Raw genomic sequence first — 19,651 nt, 5'->3', positions numbered from 1 at the left:
CGTTCCACCCGTGCGATTCCAGCGCCTTTGCAGCACCCTCGGGCTTCTGGTGCTCGCTGCGTGTGCGGGACCGATCTCCGAGGAGATGGTGGAGGGGCTGCCGGGAGATCCACTTCCCGGCCTGAGCCCGGAGGAGGCAGCGAGGTTCGCGGCAGGCAAGGCCCTCTTCAACCGAGCCTTTACGCCCGAGGAGGGCTTGGGGCCTCTCTTCAACCAGACCCAGTGCAGCTCGTGCCATGATCTGCCGACGAGCGGTGGCCATGGTGCCGAACCTGTCATGAAGGCTACCCGCTTCAACGCGGACTCCGGATGCAGTCTGCTCACCGAAGCCGGAGGCGATCTGCTGCAGAAATCGCTGACGCCCTTGGCCCGGGCCGCAGGGTTGGCTCCAGAGCAGATCCCGGAAGGAGCTACGGACGTCTCAGAGATACATGCGCCCCCCCTGTACGGTCTTGGCCTCGTGGAGGCTGTACCCCTGTCGGCCATACGGGCCGGTGCCGACCCCGACGACCAAGACGGCGATGGCATCTCTGGCCGCCTGGGGACGGCCGGAGACGGCAGCGTGGGAATCTTTGGGATGAAGGCGGTCCACCCCAGTCTGCTCTCCTTCACCGAGGACGCCACCCGGGGAGAGCTGGGCCTTACCACTCCGTCCCAGCCCACCGAGTCTCTTCCCCAGGGCCTCCCCCTTCCCGACGGTGTGGATCCTGCCGCAGATCCCGAGATCGACTCGGCTTTCCTCTTGGCGCTGGTGGACTATGTCCGATTCCTGGCCCCTCCTATGCGACAACTTCCTCAGGATCCCGAGGAACGTGCGTCCGTAGTTGAGGGACACCAGATCTTCACGTCTATCGGATGCGCGACCTGCCACACTCCTGTCTGGACCACGGGACCCAATCCTTCACCGGCCCTCAGTGAGAAGCGTTTCCAGGCATACTCCGACTTTCTCCTTCACGATCTGGGTCCGGACCTAGCCGACATCTGCGCTCCGGGGGCGGGTCGGTCCGAGTGGCGAACCACGCCCCTGATGGGACTGAGCCTCCGGAGCGTCTTTCTGCACAACGGGCGAGCGCAACGTCTTGTGGATGCCGTCGAGCTTCACGGCGGGGAGGCCGCCGGCTCCCGAGCCCTCTTCCGGTCCCTATCCGAAAACATGCGCCAGGACCTGGTCCGCTTCCTGCAGAGCCTCTAGCACCTAGAAGGCTTCCCTAGCCCTCCCGGCTCAGTGCCGCCGCATCGGCACGCGGGTCCACATGACGACCGTGCCACACAGGTCGTTGTACTTCATCGGCGCGCCGCCGCCCGTATAGACCTCGGCCCCTTCAAGTTGGTCCGGGTGGATGTTGTCGTAGCTGAAACGGTCCGAACGGATTCCGTCCAGCCAGACCGCCGGTGCGCACCCTTGCCCCCCTCCGCTGAACGTTGAGCTCTGGCTCATTATGATCCGTCCACCCACCACTTCCACGCCGGGGATGTTGCGAAAGAGGTCTGCCACGTAGTTAGGACGCTTCCTCTCGATGGCGGGACGGTCCACGAAGACCCCGCTGTACCCCTGACGCTGGCGGTCGTAGAAGCCGTTTAGCTCCAGGAGGAAAGAGCGCGTGATAACCTTCAAGTCCGGCAGACGGATGGGCTCCACCGAGACGGCCAGCGTCACCTCAATGGAGGCTCCATCGGGAACCCACAGCGTGTCCGCGCGCGTGGCGTACCCGAGGTGACGCACCTCCATGAGGTACGGTCCGGGTGCGAGTCCGGGTCCCTCGAACTGAAAGCGCCCCCGCTCATCGGTGATCACCCGTAACGAGGTGCCATGGAGCACGACGTCGGCCCCTTCTAATCCTTTGCCACTCTCAACATCCACCACCGTTCCGCGCACAGCAGTTTCATTCGACTGTCTGGCGGTCAGGTCCTTGGGTGCCAGCACAAGGACGACGAGGGAAAGCAGAAGAAAAAGCCTGCATGCTGCGACGGCCTCGCATGCCTTCCGGAGTTGTGGAGATCTGTACGGTTTGGACGTCGTCAAGCGACACTCCTCGATGACAAGGGAGGGCGGCACCTGAATATAGGTACCGCCCTCCTTGTCCAACATTACTTCTTCACTGCTACATCATCGCCGAATCAGCTGGTTACGGGCAGGCAACGCTGCGCCAGATCATCTACGATGTTGGTGTTGTACAACGCCTCAGTCTCGCTCATTGGCCACTTGGTGGGCCGGCCCGAGGCCGGACGCTCGACATCGTTCATGGCCGCGAAGATCTCCTTGGTGAGTCCGAAGCGATACAGGTCCACCGCCCTCATTCCCTCCATGAACAGCTCAGCATCACGCTCAGAGAGGAGAATGTCACGCATGACCGTGGCATCGGTGGGCACCGCGATGGCCGTGAGGCCAACGTTCGCCCGGAGCTGGTTGAGGATGGTCATGGCACCTGCGTAGTCATTGGTCCGGTAGAGATTCTCGGCCTGGATCAACCGCATCGCGTCCGAGTGTAGCATCGGAATGTCGTCGGTCTCCACTTGGAACTTCCACTGGCTGTAGTGCATCGTGAGGTTGTCCGTCGCCGTAATGCCGTCGACGAAGTACATCGGCTTCCGTGGATCGTACTCGTTGGTGTACGGATCACGCATGTGCGTGGGACCGGCGGCATCGCTGTCCACCAGGTTCCACCACTTCGCCTGATATCCGGCCGCTTTGTTGTAAGTGGCGGTGGTTAGCGTCACGATCGAGTTGTTCGACTGGTTGTTGAACTTGGCGCCGTAGTTGAAGCCGTCAGGCACCTGCGCCGCGTCTGCGGCCGCTCCAGCGTAATCTCCCATGACCAGCTTAGCCCGCGCCCGCCCGGCCAGAGCGGCCGTGGCGATGTTCGACGCGCCGGCCGAATTGGCCGTCGCGATGGTGGCGGTAAACTTGTCAATCGCCTGCGCGAGAACCTGCATGTCGGAGACCGCCGGGCCATCCTCAACCAACGGCGCCTCGCACCACGTCATACCTATGACCATGTCGGCCAGAGCACCCCCAAGCCGTGCCTGCGCGGTCAAGGGGCTGCTCGCCGCCTCCGCACCGAGCACCTCCACGAACCGTTCCTCGGCGGCCGTGGCGAACCAGCGGGCCCGGAGCAGGCTGTTCTGGACGCCCTGCATGCTGTTGGCCCCGTAGATGAACCAGCCATGATCGGTCTCGTCATAACCGGACCACGTACCGGTGTGCTGGTATATGTCACCCAACAGATTTTGGTATATCACCCACGAATCGATCACCTCGTGGACAGCGCCTTCCACACCGTTGGCAACAGCGGGAAGGGCGTTGTCGAGGTCAGTAGCGGTGTACCGTTGAGGGTCGGAGACGGTCAAAAGCTCTCCGCACGCGGAGAGACCGACCACAGCTGCAACGGCCAAGCTAATCCCGAAAGTGAATCTGCGTTTCATGTTCGTCTTCCTCGAGTCATTGATTCCAGGCGTCATGTGGTTCATAGCCTTAGAACCTCGTCCGGAAGGATATCATGAATCTTCGCGGCTGCGGTAACCCTAGGAATGGGCTCGTGCTGTAGTCAGCCCCGCCTTGGTACTGCTGGTTCGGGTCGGGGCAGTTGCAGTCGTCCCACCACATGAGATTGTAGCCAGACAACGTCATGGACGTGCGCTGGAGTCCCACCGGGTTCAGCAGCCATTCCGGAAGGTCGTACGTGAGAGCGATCTCCTGGAGCCGGATGTGGTCCCGGGAATCCGACGGAGTCACCTTCCTCATGTAGTCCAGGATCGAGTCGGCCTGGGCTGTGGGCTCGTTCGAAGCGTCCAGGAACTGGTTGTACTCGTCGTACGCATACTGCCGCACGCCGTAGCTCCGGTCGCTGTTGCCCATGACCGCGCCCCACTCGCCCCTGAACTGGACGTTCATGCGCAACGACTCACCGAACTGGAAGTCGTTGTTCAACGATGCCATATGGTCCGGGAAGAGATTCCCCAGGAACGCCCTGTAGGTGGAGCGGGTGTGTGTGGTGGTCGCGGCGTCATACCCCACGATCATCCGGTTGACGTTGGTTCCTACCGCGTACCCCTCGCGGTAGCTGCCCAGGCTGTTGAAGTAATTCCAACTGGTCGGCACGTCTCCACCGGTCGAGCTGTAAACCGGAAGCGAGTCGGGAATGGCCGTATCACCCAGATCCAGGATCTCGTTGTGGCTCCACTCGTAGTTTACGCCTGCGGACCACCTGAATGAACTCGCGTCCACCAGCGTGGAATTCATGCTCACCTCGAAGCCGCGGTTCAGGATCTTGCCCACGTTCCGCCTCTGGGACGAGGAGAAGCCCGAGCTCGGAGGAAGCGCAATACCCAGGAGGGCATTCGTTGTGGTGGCATTGTAGAATGTAAAGTCCACGCCGACACGGTTGTCAAAGAGACCCATGTCGAATCCCGCCTCGTACTCGGTCTTGTTCTCGGGCTCAAGCGCGGAGTTCCCCGGGTTAGAGGGACTGACACCAGCTTCGTCGTCCAACACCGTGTTCGGTGTGTACGTCTGGAACTGGTCGAAGGGGCCAGGCGCCTTGCCCGCCGTACCAATAGCAGCCCGCACCTTCAATTGGCTCAGGAAGCCGGACCCGCTGAGGGGAATGTTGTAGGCCATGTCGGCCTTGGGGTACAGCTGGAGGCCGTAGTTCTCACCAAAGGCGCTGTTCCCGTCGACGCGAGCCGCCAGGGTGACGAAAAGGTCGCCCAGGTCGAAGCGATTCTGGACGAAGGCTCCAATGTTGACCGACTCACTGAAGGTCTCACCGCCGAAGGTCCGGGCAGCGCCACCCACCATAGTCACACCGGGGCCGGCATAGTCCTTACCGGTCGCCACAGACGTGGAAGTCACGTCCCAGTACGCCTGTCCACCGAAGGCGAGGGCGCCTGAGAACCAGGGGAGATCGTAGTTCAGATTCCCCAGGTAGTCGCCGGTGAACTTGCGGGCGTTCCTGTACCCGATGTTCCGCTCGCCACTCTCGCCGATGTAGGTGTAGTGGTTGCCGAAGGGCAGGATGCGCGTCTTCTGGTCGGTGAGCGCGTCCAGACCAAAGGTGGCCTTGTGTGTGAGATTGCTGCTCTGATTGTAGTTCAGGGTCAAAGCACCAGTCCAGCGGTCGGCATCTGCATACGTGGAGATGGCCTGGGCATCAGCCACGTTCACGTCGAGACCGCCACCGTAGGGCAACTCTGGCGTGGCGTTCCGGGGATTGGACAGAAGGGCGTTGGTGTAGATGCCCAACCAGTTGTTCCCGGACTGGAGAGACATGATCCGATTCCGGACGTACCCGGAGGTCACACCCACCGTGAAATTGTCACCCACGGTCCAGTTCAGGTTCACCCGCAGGTTCCCCTTCTTCTGGTCGTTGGGCTGGACAGAGCCCTCTTCATAGTTGAAACCACCGGAGACGAAGTAGGTGATGTTCTCCCCACCGCCGTCCACGTTGAGGTTGTAACTGTTGATGAGACCCTTTTGGATGAGCGTCTCGTTCGGGTCCCAAGCGGCGAATCCGTCCTTACCGAAGTCGCGCTGACTCCGCAGGGCTGTGGGGAAGTTCTTCCGATGCTGGTTGAAGCCCACGTTGGTGGTGAGACTGAAGTTAGCCGGGCTATTGGCGCGGCCACGCTTCGTGAAGACCTGGATCACACCGCCGGAAGCCTCCGAGCCGTACAGCGTTGCCGCTGCCGGACCCTTGATGATCTCGATGCGATCGATTTCGTCAGGGTTGAGGTCGGACAGGCGGTCTTCACCGGCACCGCCGGAGAAGGAGCAGCAGGTCATGCTGGAGCTCCCCAAGCCACCTCTCGTCCACTCGCCACCCCGGCTATCCACGCGCACGCCGTCGATGTAGACGACGGGGCGCTGGCCGAGGCTGAAGCTGTCGGTACCTCGGATACGGAGTTCACGGGTGGCGCCCACGCCGCCCACAGTCCCGATGGACCGAAGGCCAGGAACGCGGCCCTCCATGGCCTGGCCGAAGCTTGTGATGGGCTGGGCCTCGCTGATAGCCCCAATGTCCAAGGATGCCAGGGACACGCCGATCTTGCGACGCTCCACAGCGCCAGCGGTCCCGGTGACCACGATCTCGTCGAGGGAAACCGCGGAGATCTCGAGACGGAACTCGGCCAACGCCGTCCCGCCGCTGGTGACGGTGACTTCCTGGGTCTGCGTTCCATAACCTACATAGTTCACCCTTACCGTTACGGTGCCTGCAATCACATTAGTAACCAGGAAGCGACCATTGGCGTTGCTCAGGGCTCCCTGTGTCGTGCCGACGATGCTCACCTGCACCCCGTTGATGGGCTGCCCAGTTGTAGCAGCTACGACACTACCTGTGACGTTTCCGGTCTGCGCCTGGGCGCTCACCGGAATTAATGCGCCGACTACAACGAGGACAGCCAACATCCTCGCTAGGCCGGAGTGGCTGACGACTTGTCTTAACACGGTTTGTATTTCCTGCTGTAGGTTACGAAACTCGCTCATTACTGCGACGACACCCCGGGCAATCTTACACAGCGCGAACGCTTCACGAACTGGACGCGTCGTTATCGACCGAGGCCGAGGTCGCCATCATACTCACACAAGGGCTCGATTACGGCAAGGCCCTTCTTCATCTACCGTGCCTGAGGCAGGTCGCTACCCAGTCAAGCTAAGACCTTGCGCCTGCCCGCCGTCACGTGAAGCATCTACTCCACCGAACGCCGCGACCCCGCCTTTATCCAGGTCCTCCGCATGAAGATGTCAACACGCTCGCCCCTCCTCATCCTCATCGCCAGCCTCACCCTCTACTCGGCTATGGAGGGGTCATCTCTCGCAGGGCAGCAGCAGGCCTCGGTCAAGGCTGACCTACCCTGGCCACCTGTGGCAACCTTCTCCATCCTCGGCTTCGACCCCGAGACGGGAGAGATCGGGGCTGCCGTCCAGTCCCGGGTCTTCTCCGTGGGGAATGGAGTCCTCTGGGCGAAGGCCGGTGTCGGCGTCGCAGCCACCCAGGCCATCGTGGACGTGAGCTACGGCCCTCAGGCGCTGGAACTCTTGGCCCTGGGATATTCCCCCGACGTGGTGGTCCGTACCATCCTGGATGCCGACCCCAACCCGGACCCGGAGCGATGGACCATAGAAGGGCGCCAGTTCTCCGTGATGGACTTCCAAGGAAACGTGGCCACCCACACCGGTCCACAGGCGTCTACCTGGGCGGGGCACAAGATCGAGCGGTACGTCTCTGCTCAAGGCAACATTCTGGCAGGCCCGGAGGTGGTCGAGGGGATGGTGCGGGCCTTCAATGAGACCGAGGGCCACCTGTCCTATCGGCTCATGGCAGCGCTGGAGGCTGGGCAGGCCGCGGGTGGGGACATCCGGGGCATGCAGTCCGCCGCCATGCTCATCGTCAAAGAGGACGGCGGTGTTTGGCTCAACAACGACGTGGTCCTCCGCCTGCAGGTAGACGACGCTGACAACCCCATCGTGGAGTTGCGCAGGCTAGTGGAACTGGCTGGCCAGCAGAGGGACCGGATCCAGGCACAACGAAGGGGTTCTGGTCGCTGATGAAGATCCCGGTCCGGGGGACCAGGGGTCCGTCCTCAATTCGGAGCCATGCACCAATGCCTTGGGGAACCCCCGGATGATCGGGCGACGTTGGCTCTTCCAATGAGACACGACCTACGGTACAGGCTGCGCCCTCCCGGCGTTCTTCTTCCGCGCGGCGCCGATCCTGGCGGTCGACGGCACCCTCGGACCGTTCCGCTTCGGCTCCACCTGGCGGAGACTGGCCCTTCGCCCAGCCCGCCCATCTGAGCATCCAACCGGCCCATTCCACCATCCCACCTCCACCTCCCCCGACGCCCTGACTTTCCGGCCTTCGGGATGCGCCCTAGCCATCCGGCACCCTTCCTTGTCCCACTGCTATCCCCGCCCTACCGTGCGTCCTGACGCTAGGCGACGGTTGGATCGCCTATCCTTCTGGGTAGCGCTTCGTCGTCGAGCGAGGGTCGCATCCATATCCATCAGATGTCGCCTTTCCTGGCCGCCTCCGCGATGTGCTCCGCCGCCCGGAAGGCCAGCGCCTGGATCGTCATGGTGGGCTGTCCTCTCCCCGACGTAACAAGACTGCTCCCGTCGCAGATGAACAGGTTCCGCACCTCATGGCTCCGGTGATACTTGTCCACCACGGAAGTGGCGGGGTCGTCGCCCATGCGGCAGGTACCCAACAGGTGGAAGCCCACGTTCTGCTCCCCCACGGGATCCTTCCAGACCTTCGTGGCACCCGCCGCCTCTAGGATCTCCCCGGCTCGATCCCGGAGGAATGTCACCATGGCCAGGTCGTCCGGGTGGTCCTTATACGTGACCCGGAGCCCTGGACGGCCGTATTGATCCGTGACCTCGTCGTCCAACGTCACCGTGTTGGTCGCCAGGGGAAGCGAGGTGGAGTGCGTCGCGATCTGCATCGTGCGATTGAACTGACGGGCCAGGGTGCGCCGGAACTCTGGCCCCCACGCCGGCGAGTCGGGGGGAAGTCCGGTCAACGCAAAGAGAATGGGCTGCGAGAACATCATCCGCCCATCCATCCCGCCCCCGCCGTAGAAGCCCCGCTTGGGATCCGAGTCGTACCAGTCGGTGCAGATCCGCGTCACCTGGACGCTCTTGAACTCGTTCAACGGTTCCTCGAACTGGCCGTGGGCCAACCCGTTCCCATTGAACATGAGATGCGTGCCCACCATGCCGCTGCCGTTGGCCAACCCCTGCGGAAAGCCCGACGACTCCGACATGAACAGGATTCGTGGGGTCTCAGCGCCGTTGGCGCACAGCACCACGGCCTTGGCTGCCTGAGCCTGGACGACCCCGTCCCGGTCGTAGTACACCACTTCGCGCACCCGGCCGTCGTCGTTCAGTTCGATGCGGTGCACCGTGCTCTCCGCTCGGATCTCGCACTTCCCGGTGGCCTCGGCCTCGGGGATCAGACTGGCCAAGGTCGACGACTTAGCGTTCATCTCGCACATGAATCCCATGCACGAACCGCAATGGACGCAGGAGCCGCGTCCCGGACGGGGCTCCGAGAGGATGGCCATGGGCGCCGGATACGGATTGAAGCCCAGCGCCCGCGCTCCCCGTTCGAAGAGCACACCGGACGACTTCACGGGAAGGGGCGGATGGGGATACCCTCGGGAGCGGGGCGGGTCGTTGGGTCCAGGAGCACCGGACACACCCACATCCCAGTCCACCTTGGTGTAGTAGGGTTCGAGGTCCTCGTAGCTGATGGGCCAGTCCGCCAGGCCGGTGCCAGGGATGGCCCCAAGGACGCTGCGCTCCTGAAAATCGATGGGACGGAAGCGCCAGTAGTTGCCGGTGAAATGGGCGCTGCTCCCTCCCACCGTCTTGGCGTAGAAGGCCGGAGGGAACGGTGCCTTCTGCGTTTCGGCGGGGTCGGAAGCCGTGGGGCGAAACGTCTGAGGGTCGTCGACGGCAATCGCCTTGTCGAAGGTGATGTCGACCTCATCGTGGCTCACGTCAGTCGCGCGCCGATAGGGACCCTGCTCCAGTACCACCACCGAGAAGCCCGCTTGAGACAACTCCCGAGCCATGACGCCCCCGGCGGCGCCGGACCCGATTACCACGAAGTCCACCTGCTCTCGGGTCTGATAAGTGACGGCCGACGGCGCGAGGAACGCCCGTCGGCTCATGGGCTGGCCAGGCATGCGGGGGCTCATTGATCGCCTCCCTGGGCGGCTTGGGCATCGTAGAATCCAAAGGGCGGCTGCCACGCCATCCGGTCGTCATACCCGAGCATAGCCCAGCCCGCCTTGTCTCGGTTCCCCCCTCTAGCCGGCGCCGAAAACGCGCCGAAAACCACCATGTTCTGCAGCGGCCAAAACGCGTCGGGTGCATCCATCTCCAGTCCACCCACGATGGCGTCCATGGCGTCGCCGTCCAACTCTGCGAAGCCGCCCGGGTCAGGGTGGGCCTCACTCACCCGGGCGTCCAGGACTTCGAGACCATGACGGATCACCTCTAGAACGTCGGGCTTCTGGGCGGCGTAGTGATCCATGAACACAACCGCGCCCAGAGCCGACGCTCCTGGAGCGTCGCCGTCGGGCGGCAGGATCCGGTCGGAGAAAGCCTCCAAAGTACGGCGCTCTTCTTCGGTGAGGACCCGGGGACCCTCGCCGTTTTCAAAGGCTTCGGACGCTGAGTCTGCGGCCTCCATGCATCCCGTGAGGGAGAGCGCAAGACCACCTCCAACAGCGAGGAGGCCGGTGGAGCGAAGGAAATCACGGCGGGAGGTGGGAGTCGAGGGCATACGACCTTCTCTGGAAGCAGGCAGGCAGGGCGAGCTAGGGGGAGAGTCCCGGGCCCCAAGCGCGAACAACGGCGCTAAGATGCGCGTCCTTAATTTTGGCCGCCAGTACGCTTCAGAGGGCGCTCCCTAGCCTTTGCAGCGAGTCACCGAACTCACTGCAGCGTATGGACGTGTCGATCGGCCGAGTCTTGGAACAGGCGGGGCCACGGCTTGGTGGAGCTTCGTCGGCACCTGAGGCGAAGGACGGAGGCATGATCAGCCGCTCTGTGCAGATATCGCGCGGCCGGTATTCGTCTGCCTGTACCTTGCTGTGATGTGGACGTGGATTATGCCTTGATAGCGGGAGTTGAACCTTCGGCTGACAACGGGTCGAGGTCCCGCTGGCAAGCAAGGCCCTCAATCGGATGAGCTGTCTCGGGATACTCGGCAGCTACCGAGTGGCGTGCTCCCGGCTCCGGGGAGGAGGGGATCTGTCCTCCGCTCCGAGCCATCCACCAAGGCTCCTCACTGCCTCAGTCACTCCAGCGGCTCCGCCACGTTGCCGCCCTACGTCTCACCCCTACCGTGCTCTCTCACGCTTCACCCCGGTTGAATCTCCTATCCGCCGCCGGCGAGTATCCCCGGTCGCAGAACCCCGTCGGGAGCATGGAAGTCCAAACCCAGAAGGGCCGCGACGACCGGAGCCACGTCCACGAGTCCCATCAGAGGGACCGTCCGACCAGGAGCGATTCCGGCTCCCCAAGCCGCGAAGCCTGTGTGGATGTCGTCCATCTCGGGGAAATAGCCGTGGGCACCCCCTGATCCAGATCGCACCGCCAGGCCGTGGGTATCGCCTATGATAGAGACCCCTGGGGCCGCAGCCAGGGCGAGAGGGCTCTCGGGATCGGCGCCCCAGGCCGCCAGTTCCTCCCGTCCCACCACGCGAAAGAGTGACCGGACGCCTGGCTGTAGGGCCTCCAGCATGATCCGCACCTCATTGACGGCCTCATGGTCGGATGGGTCGCGGACACGGAGGAAGGCGCTCCCCCCTGCGGGGTGGAAGGCCGCCCGCCAGTCACCTCGATCCGGTCGGTCCTCGTGGAGACCGGCGGCCACAAGCCACACGTTGGGCGCGACCCGTGTATCAACATCGACGAAGCCGTGATCCCCGGTGACGATGAAGGCCGTCCGCTCCAGGATGCCGGCCCGGTCCGCGGCCTCCACCATCCGTGCGATGGCACGGTCCACAGCCGCCACCGCCAGCCGGACTTCGGGATGCTCACGTCCTTCGGCATGCTGGTGGTAGTCGGTCTGGTTCAGGTGGACCACCAACAGATTGGGTCGCTTTGCTTCGATGATGTGCGCCGCCATGTCGCCCACCATGTCTTCCCGAGATCGGCTCCGGCCCCAGTACCGGTCCGAGAACGGGCCCAAGGACTCGTTCTCGATCTCTTCCAGCAGCCCCGGGGGCGTGACGCGACTCCGCAGCGCCGCAGTGTTGGCGGCCGGGCCGGTCAGGTCCCCCTCCCGCCCCGGCACCGACCAAAATTCAGGGATATTGAAGTCGATGACACTCCCGGCGCTCACCGGCCAGGAGATCCCAGCAGAGGTACCACCCGCGGCCTTCACCGCGTCCCAGAGGGTGGGCACCAGGATCTGGCTGCTCTCCATGAACCACAAGCCCGACTCTCCACCTGGCTCGAAGGGCCGGTTGTTGGTGACGCCATGGCGGGCCGGAAGCGCTCCGGTGACCAGCGTGGTGTGGGAAGGGTACGTCACCGTAGGCGTAACCCCGCGCACCTTGGTCGCGTGGGTTCCCTCGCTGGCTATGCGCTGCATCATGGGTGCCGGCCAGCGTTCCTCTAGGTAGAACTCGGGACGGAGTCCGTCTACGGAGATGAGGACCACATGGTCCGCCAATCGGTCGTTGTGGTCCTGCGCGGCGGCCGCCCCGGGCAGGCCGACCAGAACGAAGAGCGCCAACACGAACGGTGGGAGGGACCGGAAGGCAGCGGCGTGGCTTTGCATTGCGGAACACAATGGTGGGAGGGGTCGAGGGCCCTTGGGGTGGCGCCGAAAGCACCCTAGATGACAGCGGTGCTTTGAGCAAGAAAAGGACCGGTAGGGTTCTAGCGCTCGGTGAACTCCGAGAGGCAGGTTGCGGACCGGTGAGAGAGCACCCCGAGAGAGCACGCATTCAGATCGATGCGCCGACTGGGGGGCGGAGATTCGGCTCGGAAAGTCTCTTGGTCTCTCACGTGCCATCTCGTAGATGCCAAGTGGAGCCGCAGGATGCCCAGACGAGAGCATCGTTGCCACCTCTCCGGTAGACGGCGTCGTCGAGGAGCGCCGTTGCGGTTCGTGGCCACGGCGCGCAAGCTCCGATCCCCTCTGCCATGCACGTCACGCCACGATCGACCACTCCGTATTCGCGAGTCACTGGAGAACCGATGCGCCTCGATATCTCGAAGCCGAAGTCCGTCTGGACCGCGCTCAGCGCGCTGATGCTGTCTGCGTTCGCATATGTGCCGCTCGCGGCCGCGGTGCAGCAGTCGACCCCCCTGCCATCCGACACTGCGTCCGCGCTCGTGATCGAACCGGAGCGCACGCTTCGTTTCACGACGGACGAAGGCACGTGGGTTTCACTTGACGTTTCGCCGGACGGTGAGCGGATCGCCTTCGATCTCCTCGGAGATCTCTACACGATCCCGATTGCGGGTGGCCAGGCGACACGCCTCACACAGGGTATGGAATTCGATGCGACGCCACGCTGGTCGCCCGACGGTTCGAGGATCGCATTCATTTCGGATCGTGACGGCGGAGACAATCTCTGGGTCGTTTCCCCGAACGGGTCGGGCCTTCGCAAGCTGACGAAGGAAATCGACAGCGCGCTCGGGTCTCCTGAATGGACCCCGGACGGTCAGTACCTCGTGACCCGTCGGTTCGGCCCCTACCCTTCGGCCGAGAACTACCTCACCAACGTCCCTCTCTGGATGTATCACGTGGACGGCGGCTCAGGGATTCAGGTGTTTCCCCAGAGCCCCACGAGGAAGTCGACCAATACGGGGGCCGCGTTCTCCCCCGACGGTGGGACCCTCTACACGTCGTCGCACGGTGGCGGCTACGCGGGCGAGACCCTGGGCAGCTACCAAGTGCTCGCGTTCGACCTCGAGACCGGTGAAGAGACGCGACTCACCGCCGGCTCCGGGGGTGGACTCCGTCCGATCGCGTCGCCCGACGGCAAGTGGCTGGTGTACGCAACCAGAGCCGGCGTTCGAACGGCGCTGAGGATCCGCGACCTGAGCACGCACGAAGACAGTTGGCTCGTCGAAGAGACGCAGCGCGACGATCAGGAGGGCTACGCTCCGAACGACGTCTTTCCGGGTTACTCGTTTACCCCGGATTCGCGCGCGGTCGTGTTCTACGGCGGTGGGAAGATCAAGCGCGTCGAACTCGACACCCGCGAAGTCAGTGTCATTCCATTCTCGGTCGACGTCGAGATCGAAATGGGAGAGCGCCTCTTCATTCCACTCGAAATCCCCGACGGGCGCCTGCCCGTCACCCAGTTGGTGTCCGTAGCTGAATCGCCGGATGGCAGCCAGATCGCCTTTTCGGCAGTCGGGAAGTTGTGGACGGCCGACCGGGGTGGTGCGGGCATTGGGACGCCGGAGCGACTGACCGACCAGGAGGAGCGCGCATACTATCCGGCGTTCTCTCCTGACGGTGCGTGGGTCGCATACATCACCTGGTCGGATTCCGAGGGCGGGCACGTCTGGAAGGCTCGCGCGGATGGTAGTGGCAGGCCGCAGCGCCTGACCGCGGATCCTGCGTACGTACGCTTCCCGGAGTGGAGTCCAGAAGGCGATCGGGTCGTCTATTCGTCGTCGCCGAGGCGGGTAGGGCTCGGCGCGGGTCCGGTTGCAACGCTCGGAGAGCTTCGCTGGGTTTCCGCCGAGGGTGGCGAGCCTACGACCATCGTCCAAGGCGACGCCCGCTCCGCGGCGGTAACCGAGGGTGGTGACCACGGGGGACGCGTCTACTTCACGGAAGATGTCCCGAACAGCGAGCCTGGCTTCAACGCGAACACGACCACGGCGGTCGTCTCGGTTCGCTTGGATGGAGCGGACAAGCGCACACACGCCAAGATCAGTACTAAAGCAGGCGTGGAAGTGCGCGTCTCACCGGACGAGCGTTCTCTGTTGGTCATGGATCGTGACGACGTCTACGTGCTGCCACTTCCTGCGGCGGGAGGAGATGGTATCGCGGTGAACTTCCAATCGCCCTCCGTTCCCCTGCGTCGAATCACGACTGAGGGAGCGAACTACGCCGCATGGGCGGACGGTGGAAGCACCGTCGCGTGGAGCTTCGCCAACCACTACTACCGGGCGCCGCTTGAGGCGGTCATGAGTGACCCGGAATCGAACAGCTGGGGCATTAGCCACGAGGTGGTCACGCTCACGGTGCCGCGCTCAGTCCCTCAGGGTGAGGTGCTTCTCCGCGGTGCGCGCATCATCACGATGAACGGCGATGAGATTATCGAACGCGGTGACCTTCTCGTGCGCAACAACAGGATCGTCGAGGTCGGGGTGAACGTCCCGGCACCTCCCGGGGCGGAGGTCATCGACGTTTCGGGCACAACCATCATGCCGGGCATCGTCGATACACACGCACATCCCAAGACCGGTTCGGAACTCGCACCCGATCAGGAGTGGTCCATTGCCGCGAATCTCGCACACGGGGTCACCACGACGCGCAATCCGTCTGGGACCCGATGGAACGTCGCCTGGGGTGAGCTTATCGACGCAGGCGAGATGGTCGGATCGCGGATCTACGCGACCGGTCCTCCGCTCACGAGTAACAACATTCAGGTACGGAATTACAATGACGCGCTGCGCGCCGTGCGCCGCTACAAAGCCCAAGGCGTGAATTCGCTCAAACAGTACTTGCAGCCCCGCCGGATTCAGCGGCAGTGGATTCTTAAGGCGGCGCACGCAGAGGGAATCAACACCACCAACGAAGGCGCCGCCGACCTGAAGATGGATATATCGATGGCCATAGACGGCTTCACGGGCATCGAGCACTCGCTCGGCCAGGTGCCGCTCTACAAAGACGTGATCACGCTCTTCGCCGAAGCGAAGATCGCCTATACGCCGACCCTCGGCGTCGCATACGGGGGCCCCGCGGGCGATGGTTATTGGCGGGCGCGGGTCGACTTGGACAAGGACCCCAAGTCGGCGCTCTTCACTCCGAGCGAGTTGCTCGTACGGACCCGACGACGTCCGATCATCGTCGAAGAGGACTACAACTTCCCGGATATCGCTCGGGGCCTCAGAGACATCGTCCGGGCCGGTGGGATTGGAGGCCTAGGGTCGCACGGGCAGCAGGACGGCATCGCTGCCCACTGGGAGCTCTGGATGCTCCAGAGCGGTGACATGACCAACATGGAAGCGCTCCAGATCGCCACGATTCAGGGAGCGCTATCGATCGGGTATGAGACGGACCTCGGCTCGATCGAGGTGGGCAAGCTCGCGGACCTCATCGTGCTGAACAGCAACCCGCTCGACGACATTCGTAACTCGACAGACATCCGCTATGTGATGAAGAACGGCGAACTCTACGAGGGAGACACGCTCGATCGTGTCTGGCCCAGCGCGCGGCCGTTCCCCATTCCACACTGGGTTCGTGAGCAGCAGGCACTCGAAGCTCTTCGGGGAGGAAATTGAGATGTGTGACTACGAAGTGAGCGCGACTCGACCCGCAGTCCGTGCGGCGTTTCCGAGTTTGATGGTCGGCGCGGTCGTCGGTGGCTTGTTCGCCGTGGCCCCGTCCGTGCCGATCGCCGCCCAGGCCGTCCGCTTTGAGCCGGAACAGCTCGCGGCCCTCGAGTGGCGACAGATTGGACCGGCCAGCCAAGGAGGACGCGTAACGGACATTGAGGCGCTCCCGAGCCGGCCATCCACGATCTACGTCGGTACCGCCTCTGGAGGCGTCTTCAAGTCGGTCAATCATGGGACGACATGGGCGTCGGTTTTCGACGAGCAGGCGACGCTTTCGATTGGCGACATCGCGGTCTCGCGCTCCCATCCCGATCATGTGTGGGTGGGCACCGGCGAAGCCAACAACCGCAACAGCTCTCCCTGGGGGGAGGGCGTTTATCGATCGACCGACGGCGGCGTGACGTGGCAGCTCATGGGGCTCGAGGAGACGCGCCACATCGGCAAGGTCCTGATCCACCCCACCAATCCGAACGTGGTTTGGGTCGGGGCACTCGGGCACCTCTTCGGGCCGAACCGTGAGCGCGGCATCTACAAGACGGAAGACGGCGGTGCCTCGTGGGACAAGGTGTTTGAAATCGATGAGAACACGGGGGTCGTCGACATGGAGATGGACCCCTCCGATCCGGCCACGATCTACGCCGCCGCCTACCAGCGGCAACGCCGAGCGTACGGCTTCAACGGGGGCGGACCCGGCGGAGGGCTCTACAAGTCGAGCGACGGCGGAGAGAGCTGGACGGAGCTGACCAACGGTCTACCGGAAGGGAACAAGGGACGAATCGGCATCGATGTCTCGCAGGAAAATCCGAACATCGTCATGGCGATCGTCGAAGCCGAGGACGGAGGAATCTTCCGGTCGGAGGATCGGGGTGAGAGCTGGACCAAGGTGAACGCCCTGAATCCTCGTCCGATGTACTACTCGGCGATGTATATGGACCCGAATGACGACGAGCACATTTATGTGCTCGGGACGTACATGCACCGCTCTCGTGACGGTGGCCAGACGTTTGAACAGGTCGAATTTGACGAGCCCGGCTCCTATGGAATCGGCGTGCACGTCGACAACCACTCGCTCTGGATCGATCCCGCGGATTCCGATCACGTCATGCTCGGGAACGACGGCGGCGTCTACTTCAGCTTTGACGGAGGCGATCGATGGACGATGGCGAACAACCTGCCCATCGGTCAGTTCTACGACATCGCGTTCGACATGGCAGAGCCGTACAACGTCTATGGCGGGTTGCAGGACAATCAGTCGGTGTATGGGCCCTCCACCACGCGCAGCATCAAAGGCATCCTCAATCAGCACTGGGTCGTCTCCGATTTCGGGGACGGCATGGTCCAGGCAGCCGACCCTGAAGATGCCCGATACGTGTACACGAGCTCTCAGGGCGGCGCGATCATCCGCCACGATCCGCGTACCGGCGACCGCAAGGTCATCAAGCCGTTCCCGACCGACACCGCCGAGACGTATCGCTACTACTGGACGGCGCCCTTCACGCTGTCACCACACGATCCCGCTACGATCCACCTCGGTGGGAATCGCCTCTTCACCACTCGGAACAGGGGCATGAGTTGGACCGCCTCTCCCGACCTCACCCGGCAGCTAGATCCGGATTCGATCCCGATCATGGGCGTGCTGTCCGATTCGACCACGCTGTCCCGCAACGATGGTGTCTCCGGCTACGGGCACATCACGAAGATCTCGGAGTCCCCCGTCGTACCGGATGTGCTTTGGGTCGGGACCGATGACGGCCTGGTTCAGGTCAGCCTGGACGGTGGCCGGAACTGGACTGAGGTGGGAGAGAACGTTCCGGACCTCGACGCTCCGATGTTCGTGGGTCACGTGGAGGCGTCCTCAGCAGCGGCTGACCGAGCTTACGTCGCCTTCGACGGACACTGGGATGACGACTACGACCCGCATCTGTTCGTGACGGATGACCTCGGTGAATCGTGGAAGCGGGTAACGAACGGACTCGAGGGATCAGTGCGCGTGATCCGCGAGCATCCCGATAACGAGGACGCTCTCTTCGCGGGAACCGACGAGGGTGTGTTCTTCTCGCTCGATCGTGGGTCGAGTTGGACCCGCCTGAACAACAACATGCCCCGCGTGCCGATCCATGACCTCGAGATCCACCCGCGAGACAACGATCTCATCGCCGGTACCCATGGCCGGAGCATCTGGATTCTCGACAACGTCGGGGTGCTTCTCGGTCTCGACCAATCGGCGCTGGAGCGGGGCCTGTATGTCTCGCCTGTGAATTCAGCGACGATCTTCCAGCCCAAGTACGACGTGCCCAGGCTCGGGCACGGGGCTTTCCGCGGGCCGAACGCGGAGTACGGCGCGCTGCTCAACTACTACCTGCCCTCGGCCCTCGACGATGGCGTCCGGATCAGGGTGAGAGACGCGCGTGGTGCGACGGTTCGCAGCTTTGCCGGCCCCGCCGCGGCAGGATTCAATCGAGTGTCGTGGGATCTTCGCATGCAGCCGCTCCCGATGGATACGACGATCTATCCGGCCCCGAGCCTCGACGTGGGACCACGCGGTCCGTTCGTTCTGGCAGGCACCTACCAGATCGAAGTCGAGGCTGGCGGGGCCCGACAGGTCACTGACGTTGAGGTTCGAGCAGACCCGCTCCTCGATCTGAGCGAAGAAGAGCAGCAGCGTCGTTACAACTTCACGCTCTCGCTATACGACTTGCAGAGCCGCGAGTACTACGCGGCGGTCCAGGGGAACACGGTCGCGCGGAGCGCAGGCGAGGCGCTCGATTCTCTCGAAGCGATGGACGTCGAGGAGAGCGACCTGGAGATGGCTGACTCGCTTCGCAACGTGATCGAGGCCGCGGCAGATGAAGTCATGAGCGACAATGGCTCGCTGCGTGGCTGGTGGCGTGGCTTGATCGGTGAGTTCGACGGCGGTCCGTCGACGCAGGGAACGATGACCGGGCCGACGGACGATCAGGTGAGGCGCCTACTCCGCACGGAGTCCGAATTTACGGAAAGCCTGGTGGAACTCGATCGCGTGATTCTGGAGGTGGTGCCGGCGCTTAACGCCCTCCTCGAGCGATTTGATCTCGGGCCGGTGACGGTGCTGAGAAGGGAGAACCTAATCAGCTGAAGGCTGTCCAGTCCGCGGTCTCCAGCTCGACGGTCTCGGCCTGGAGGAGGCCCTCCAGTTGCACGATCAGGCGTCCTACGGTCACCGGCAGCGAAAAGCGCCGGTGACCGGCCGCACCCGGGTTGAAGTAGAGCGTAGAATCCGAAACCCCGCACGGCCAAGAGGCCAAGCGGGGCAGAGGGTTCCTTCAGTGGGCCTGGGAAGATTTGACCTGCGCTCCTCTCCGGCGCTGACCGCGCCTCCGAGTGAACTTCCGGCTTCAGCTTGGTGCCCGTCGTGAGGTCGGCAGTTCAAATCCTAGACCGTACTGACGAAGAAAGCCCGCCAGGTCAGAACGACCAAGCGGGCTTTCGAAGTGGGCCTGGGAAGATTTGAACTTCCGACCTCACGCTTATCAGGCGTGCGCTCTAACCAACTGAGCTACAGGCCCCTTTGGGGCTCCCCAGCGCACACCAACTGGGAGCCGGAAAAGCTAAACGAGCCCC

The 19,651-nt window shown here is 63.4% G+C and carries 11 protein-coding genes and 1 tRNA gene; 4 read left to right on the top strand and 8 right to left on the bottom strand.

Going from position 1 to position 19,651, the window contains the following annotated elements; all coding sequences use genetic code 11:
* Positions 1 to 10 precede the first annotated feature (10 nt).
* On the top strand, positions 11 to 1,192 hold the full coding sequence (locus P8L30_01145) for a di-heme oxidoredictase family protein (protein ID MDG2238804.1): 1,182 nt from the start codon (positions 11 to 13) through the stop codon (positions 1,190 to 1,192).
* Positions 1,193 to 1,222: 30 nt separating this feature from the next.
* On the opposite strand, the gene P8L30_01140 is transcribed toward P8L30_01145, so the two are convergent.
* The 3 genes from P8L30_01140 to P8L30_01130 form a co-directional block, all read right to left on the bottom strand.
* Positions 1,223 to 2,023 (bottom strand): carboxypeptidase regulatory-like domain-containing protein, encoded by an 801-nt coding sequence (locus tag P8L30_01140; protein MDG2238803.1) that lies wholly within the window; start codon positions 2,021 to 2,023, stop codon positions 1,223 to 1,225.
* A 95-nt stretch (positions 2,024 to 2,118) separates the two neighbouring features.
* Positions 2,119 to 3,423: a RagB/SusD family nutrient uptake outer membrane protein gene (locus P8L30_01135; GenBank protein ID MDG2238802.1), complete on the bottom strand. Its 1,305-nt coding sequence runs from the start codon at positions 3,421 to 3,423 to the stop codon at positions 2,119 to 2,121.
* A 49-nt stretch (positions 3,424 to 3,472) separates the two neighbouring features.
* Entirely contained in the window at positions 3,473 to 6,445 is a 2,973-nt protein-coding gene (locus tag P8L30_01130) for a TonB-dependent receptor (GenBank protein MDG2238801.1), read from the bottom strand.
* A gap of 288 nt (positions 6,446 to 6,733) precedes the next feature.
* On the opposite strand from P8L30_01130, the gene P8L30_01125 reads away from it, so the two are divergent.
* Positions 6,734 to 7,546, top strand: a complete 813-nt coding sequence (locus P8L30_01125; GenBank protein MDG2238800.1) for a DUF1028 domain-containing protein — start codon at positions 6,734 to 6,736, stop codon at positions 7,544 to 7,546.
* Between the two features lie 458 nt (positions 7,547 to 8,004).
* Here the strand turns inward: P8L30_01125 and P8L30_01120 are convergent, their stop codons facing one another.
* From P8L30_01120 to P8L30_01110, 3 genes are all read right to left on the bottom strand, one after another.
* Positions 8,005 to 9,705 carry a GMC family oxidoreductase gene (locus tag P8L30_01120; protein MDG2238799.1) on the bottom strand — a complete coding sequence of 567 codons (1,701 nt, stop codon included), beginning with the start codon at positions 9,703 to 9,705 and terminating at the stop codon, positions 8,005 to 8,007.
* Positions 9,702 to 10,295: a gluconate 2-dehydrogenase subunit 3 family protein gene (locus tag P8L30_01115; GenBank protein ID MDG2238798.1), complete on the bottom strand. Its 594-nt coding sequence runs from the start codon at positions 10,293 to 10,295 to the stop codon at positions 9,702 to 9,704. The genes P8L30_01120 and P8L30_01115 overlap by 4 nt, the downstream gene beginning before the upstream one ends.
* Before the next feature lie 597 nt (positions 10,296 to 10,892).
* A complete protein-coding gene (locus P8L30_01110; protein MDG2238797.1) occupies positions 10,893 to 12,302 on the bottom strand; it encodes an ectonucleotide pyrophosphatase/phosphodiesterase in 1,410 nt (469 codons plus the stop codon).
* A 422-nt stretch (positions 12,303 to 12,724) separates the two neighbouring features.
* On the opposite strand from P8L30_01110, the gene P8L30_01105 reads away from it, so the two are divergent.
* The gene (locus tag P8L30_01105) at positions 12,725 to 15,997 is read left to right on the top strand and encodes an amidohydrolase family protein (GenBank protein MDG2238796.1); all 3,273 of its coding nucleotides are present in this window, start codon (positions 12,725 to 12,727) and stop codon (positions 15,995 to 15,997) included.
* Positions 15,957 to 19,166, top strand: a complete 3,210-nt coding sequence (locus P8L30_01100; protein MDG2238795.1) for a hypothetical protein — start codon at positions 15,957 to 15,959, stop codon at positions 19,164 to 19,166. The genes P8L30_01105 and P8L30_01100 overlap by 41 nt, the downstream gene beginning before the upstream one ends.
* On the opposite strand, the gene P8L30_01095 is transcribed toward P8L30_01100, so the two are convergent.
* Together P8L30_01095 and P8L30_01090 are read right to left on the bottom strand one after the other, a co-directional pair.
* On the bottom strand, positions 19,159 to 19,335 hold the full coding sequence (locus tag P8L30_01095; protein MDG2238794.1) for a hypothetical protein: 177 nt from the start codon (positions 19,333 to 19,335) through the stop codon (positions 19,159 to 19,161). The genes P8L30_01100 and P8L30_01095 overlap by 8 nt on opposite strands.
* Before the next feature lie 187 nt (positions 19,336 to 19,522).
* Positions 19,523 to 19,596: transfer RNA gene (locus tag P8L30_01090), tRNA-Ile, on the bottom strand.
* Between the last annotated feature and the right edge of the window lie 55 nt (positions 19,597 to 19,651).

This window comes from Longimicrobiales bacterium (assembly GCA_029245345.1).
GTDB lineage: Bacteria > Gemmatimonadota > Gemmatimonadetes > Longimicrobiales > Gaopeijiaceae > CALFPJ01.
The sequence above is the reverse complement of the archived record's forward strand: the minus strand, read 5'-3'. Positions and strand labels throughout refer to the sequence as shown.